The sequence below is a fragment of the Microcystis sp. M53602_WE12 genome, assembly GCF_030065455.1.
GTDB classification, from domain to species: Bacteria; Cyanobacteriota; Cyanobacteriia; order Cyanobacteriales; family Microcystaceae; genus Microcystis; species Microcystis aeruginosa.
Window position 1 is genome coordinate 1 of the sequence record NZ_JASJFB010000875.1, and the last position, 5394, is coordinate 5394.

The 5394-nt window shown below is 41.1% G+C and carries 1 protein-coding gene and 1 pseudogene; both read right to left on the reverse strand.

Going from position 1 to position 5394, the window contains the following annotated elements; genetic code table 11:
- The coding region (locus PX482_RS26670; RefSeq protein WP_288095591.1) for a non-ribosomal peptide synthetase at positions 1–2333 on the reverse strand (2333 nt) is incomplete at its 3' end.
- A gap of 15 nt (positions 2334–2348) precedes the next feature.
- Positions 2349–4904 (reverse strand): annotated as a pseudogene (locus PX482_RS26675) (condensation domain-containing protein); the annotation flags it as partial.
- Positions 4905–5394: the final 490 nt, after the last annotated feature.

The window sequence follows — 5394 nt, forward strand, 5'->3', positions numbered from 1 at the left end:
GGCTGACAGCACCAGATAGTAGTCTCAACCGCTACTTCTGTTGGTCCATAAGCGTTATATAATTCACAGTTTAACTGCTGAAAAAATCGTTGATTGAGTTCATAAGATAAGGCTTCTCCCCCGACAATTACTCGTTTTAAATAGTGGCAATATTTGCTCTTGGGATGTTGCAGAAAAACTCGCAATATTGAGGGAACACAAGTTAAATAAGTTACTTGTTCTTGCACAATTAAATCTATTAAATAATCTATATCTTTATACCCGTCAGGTTTAGCCACGACTAGAGAAGCACCAGATATTAAAGACGAAAAAATTTCCCAGACTGAACCATCAAAACTCAAGGAAGTAATTTGGAGAATGCGGTCTTCAGAGGTAATATTATAATGACCAATAGTATATGTCAGAGTATTACAAATTCCTCTATGAATATTCATCACGCCTTTGGGTTTTCCCGTTGAACCTGATGTATAAATAACATAGGCTAAATTCTCAGGAGTCGTTAGATTGAAGGGATTTTCTGGACTATAGGTAGCTATCTTTTCCCAATCCCTATCTAAACACAGTAACTCGGCCCCAGTTTGGGGAAGAAAATCCCCTAAAGATTCCTGAGTTAACACCAAAGAAATACCCGAATCTGAGAGGATATCCCCCAAGCGCTCGGTAGGATAATCCGGATCTAAAGGTACATAAGCTCCCCCGGCTTTTAATATCCCTAATAAACCGATGACCATCTCTAGGGAACGCTCCATAAAAATCCCGACCAAACTTTCTGGACCTACACCCTTATCTCGTAAACAGTGAGCTAACTGATTGCCCCGGTTATTTAACTGTTGATAGGTTAATTTTTGTCCTTCAAAAATAACCGCTATTCCCTGCGGATTCTGTGCAGCTTGTTCTTCAAATAATTGATGTAAAGACTTATCTAAAGGATAATCTGCCTCGGTATTGTTCCACTCTACTAATAACTGATGTTGCTCTTGTGTTGTCAATATAGGTAATTGTGTTACCCGTTGCCGAGTATCAGTAACAATCCCTGTTAAAATAGTCTGTAAATGTGCTGCCATCCGTTCAATCGTATCCTGAGTAAAACGGCTAGTATCATAGACTAACTGAATCAGTAACTCCTGTTTAGGAATAGCAACCACCGTCAAAGGATAATTAGTTTCCTCAAAATTCTCCACATCCTTAACCCTTAAGGATTGACGAGAATCTCTCGATAACGCTTCTCTAGGATAATTCTCAAAAACGACCAAACTCTCAAACAGGGGAACCCCCGGTGGAATATCACTTAATCTCTGTATTTCAGCCAGAGAAACATAAGCATAATCCTGAATTTCTGCTTGCTTTTGCTGTAATTCCTGTAACCAAGATAGCAATAAATCTGATTCTCTGATGGAGACTCGCAGCGGCAATGTATTAATAAATAATCCTACCCTATGTTCTACCCCTGATAAATCATGAGGGCGACCAGAAACCGTAACCCCAAATAAAACTTCTGACTCCCCACTATAGCGACTGAGAAGAATCGCCCAAGCGGCCTGTACTAGAGTAGATAAGGTCAGATTATGCTTTTGCGCCAAAGATTGCAGGTCTTTGGAGTGAGAAGCCGATAAATGACAGTTATACTCTTTATAAGTCGGCTTACCTTCAGATTTCATTAACTGGAGTCTGTCCACCCTCAGGGGGGTGGGAGTCATAAACCCTTCAAGAGTTCGCTGCCAAAAACTCTCAGCAACAGATGGGTTTTGCTGCTGTAACCAAACAATATAATCTTGATAGGGACGCGGCAAAGGAAGATGATAACTTTTCCCTTGAATACCTGCCTCATAAAACCCTAAAACTTCTTGATAAATAATAGGCATACTCCAACCATCCAGAATAATATGATGATGATTGCAGAGGAATTTATAAGTTTGGTCCGATAGTTGAATCATCAAGCAGCGCATTAAAGGAGCAACTTTTAGTTCAAACCCTTGTTGACGCTCTGTTTGTAACAATAAATCTAAACGTTGTTGTTGTTCTGTGGGGGAAAGATTGCGCCAATCCTGATAATCCCAAGGCAAATCAACCTTTTTTCGCACAATTTGCAGAGGTTTTTCCCGTTTTTCCCAAAGAAATAGAGTCCTTAATACCGAGTGACGCTCTACAACTTTTTCCCACGCTTGCCTAAAAACTGCAAGGTTAATTTCTCCCTCCAGAGTAATTAGAGTTTGACTACAATAAATCCCTGAATCAGGAGTATAAAGACTATGAAAGAGCATCCCTTCCTGCATGGGGGAAAGAGGATAAATAGACTCCACATTTTTGGCGGGTTGATTTTTTGTGTCTGCCATGAAAGATTCTCCTTATTAGTCAATTTCTGCCAGAATATCGTCTAATTCCTGTTGATTCAAGTGCGCTACTGGAAAATCTGAGGGAGTGTAACCCCCAGCATCAGGAGATAAACAATGCTCAATCAATTTCAGCAAAGCTTCTTTATAGCTGCGCCCTAAATATTCTACCGTCGAACGTTCATAGATGAGATCGCTATAAGTCCAGTTTACTTGTAACTGTCCCTCGATAACTCTGGCCGTAATCTCTAATAAATGACTACGATGTCCCTTAAGACTGTGATTAGGCCCCTTAGACTCATCCGCTAATTTCCAATCCCCTTTTTGCAATTGTCCTTGCTCAAATTGACCTAAATAATTAAACAAAACTTCTCTGGCAGGAATTTCAGCTAATTGAGACTTAATATCAGCATCATCACTCAAATATCGCGAAATTCCATAGCCAATTCCCCTGTGAGGAATAGCTCGTAACTGTTCTTTAATAGATTTGAGCCGCTCACCGGGGTGATTTTCGGGGGGGAGTCGCAAAATAACCGGAAAAAGACTGGTAAACCAACCTACCGTCCTCGATAAGTCAACCTCACTGAACAAATCTTCTCGTCCGTGTCCTTCTAAATCAAGAGATATGGTCAAATTTTCTGTCCATTGTGTCAAAGTTTCTGCTAAAGCGGTTAACAAAACCTCATTAATTTGAGTGTTATAGGCAGCGGGGACTTTTTGCAAGAGGGCCCGGGTTTGTTCTTCATCTAGAGTCACCGTGACATCATTTGCCGTCGCTACTGTATTGTATTGTTTTCCAGCCTCGTTATCTACAGGTAAATTTCTCGCCTCTAACCAAGGTTGAGTTAACCAATAGTCTAATGGCTCTTTCGCTTTTTGCCCTTGTCCATAATCCCTCAAGAGAAGTGCCCAATCCTGAAAGGCTATGGTTTTAGGTGGAAGTTCTAGATTCTCCCCCCTTTCTAGCTGTTGATAAGTCATTAATAAATCTTCTAACAAAATTCGCCAAGATACACCATCAACCCCCAAGTGATGAATAATAATCAGTAACCGACTGGGTTGATAGGGTGCCAATTCAAATAGTACCGCCTTGATTAATAGTCCAGTAGAGAGGTTTAAACTTGCCTGTTGAGTTGTTGCCATTGCTAAGAGAGTTTCCCTTTGCTGAGATTGAGGAATAGAAGACAAATCAATCACTTCAAAAGGTACTTCCTCCGGCATTCCTTCATTAACTTGTTGCCATTGTCCTTCCTTCACAGTAAACCGTAACCGCAAAGCGTCATGATGTTCAATTAATTTTCTCAGAGATTGAGCTAACAAATCAGCTTTCAGGTGATGGGGAACTTCTAAGAGGACAGACTGATTAAAGTGGTGCATTTCAGCGCGATTTTGCTCAAAAAACCACAGTTGAATGGGAGTGAGAGGCACAATACCCGTCACTAAACCCTGTTTAGCTAATTCGGCTGTGGAATAATCGGCAACTGTAGCTAGTTCAGCAAGAGTAGGATATTCAAATATCTGTTTAGGGGTAATCTTCAACCCGGCTTGACGAGCGCGAGCGACAACCTGAATACTGAGAATAGAATCGCCCCCAACTTCAAAAAAGCGGTCATAACGACTCACTTGTTTAATTCTGAGAACATCTTGCCAAATACTGGCCAAAATCTTTTCTTTCTGAGTATGCGGGGGGACAAAATCCTGCTCAGATGTCCAAGGTATCTCAGGGAGGGGTAAACTGGAACGGTCAATTTTTCCATTGGGAGTCAGAGGGAGAGTTTCTAAGGAGACAAAAAGAGCCGGAATCATATACTCTGGCAATTTCTGTCCCAAGAAACGACGCAAATCCTCAGTATTTATCGGACCATTTTCTCCTACTAGATAAGCGACTAACCTCTTATTCCGATAGGAGTCTTCCCAAACCTTCACCACCTTTTGCTTAACTTGGGGATAAGTCCCTAGAGTTGCCTCAATTTCTCCTAATTCAATGCGGAAACCCCGCAATTTTACCTGATTATCACCCCGCCCCAAAAAATCAATATTTCCATCGGGTAAATATCGGGCTAAATCTCCTGTTTTATAGAGTTTGGCATTAGGTTCATTACTAAACGGATTGGAGATAAATTTCTCGGCGGTTAATTCAGGTTGATTCAGATAACATCGAGCTAACCCTTTACCCCCGATATATAAATCACCAATAGTTCCTAGAGGAACCGGTTGCTTAAAAGAGTCCAGAATATAAACTTGAGTATTGGCAATAGGCCGGCCGATACTCGGTTGTCCATGGTGTCCTTTAGGCACTAAGCTAAAAGTGGAATAAGTGGTATCTTCTGAAGGACCGTAGAGATTATAAACATTCTTAATGTTTTCCTGCTGGTAAAGCTTCTGTACCAATTGATTAGACAAAGCTTCTCCGGCGAGGTTTACCGTTTGCACAGTCTCAGGTATCGCCTCAATTTCCAGCAGTTGAGCGATCGCTGTAGGTACGGTATTAATTAATGTTACCTCTTTGGCTGCACTTAAACTAGGCAAATCTAGAACATTCTGGGCCAGAATAATCTTACCCCCCACAGCCAAGTAGGGCTGATTCATTCTCTCTTATGTCATTCTCTCAACTCCTTATCTGGCAACGTTTTTAGTCGATTTCTCGGAAATACATAGGGTTTGCGGCAAAAAGTTTTTCGTGGTAGGGTGTGGGGTGTGGGGTTTTACCCATTTTCAGGTGGTCAATTACCTAATTTTCAGGGAAAAAGTCCAGGGATTTTCCCCCCAATCACTCCAATGGTCGGCACTTTTTGAGGGAAAAAAAGTCTAACAACCTTATCCAACAAGGTTGTTAGATTTATTCAGCAAGCCCTACATAGCTGAAAATTTGTCAAAACGTCGTGCTTTGTAGGTTGATTCATGAATCAACCCTACCCTGCCCTAGGGTCGTTTCATTCTCTCAAATGTCATTCTCTCAAGTCCTTATCTGGCAACGTTTTTAGTCGATTTCTCGAAATACATAGCTGAAAATTTTTAAAAACGTCGTGCTTTGCTTACCTCATAAGCGATTAAAGGTAGCAAA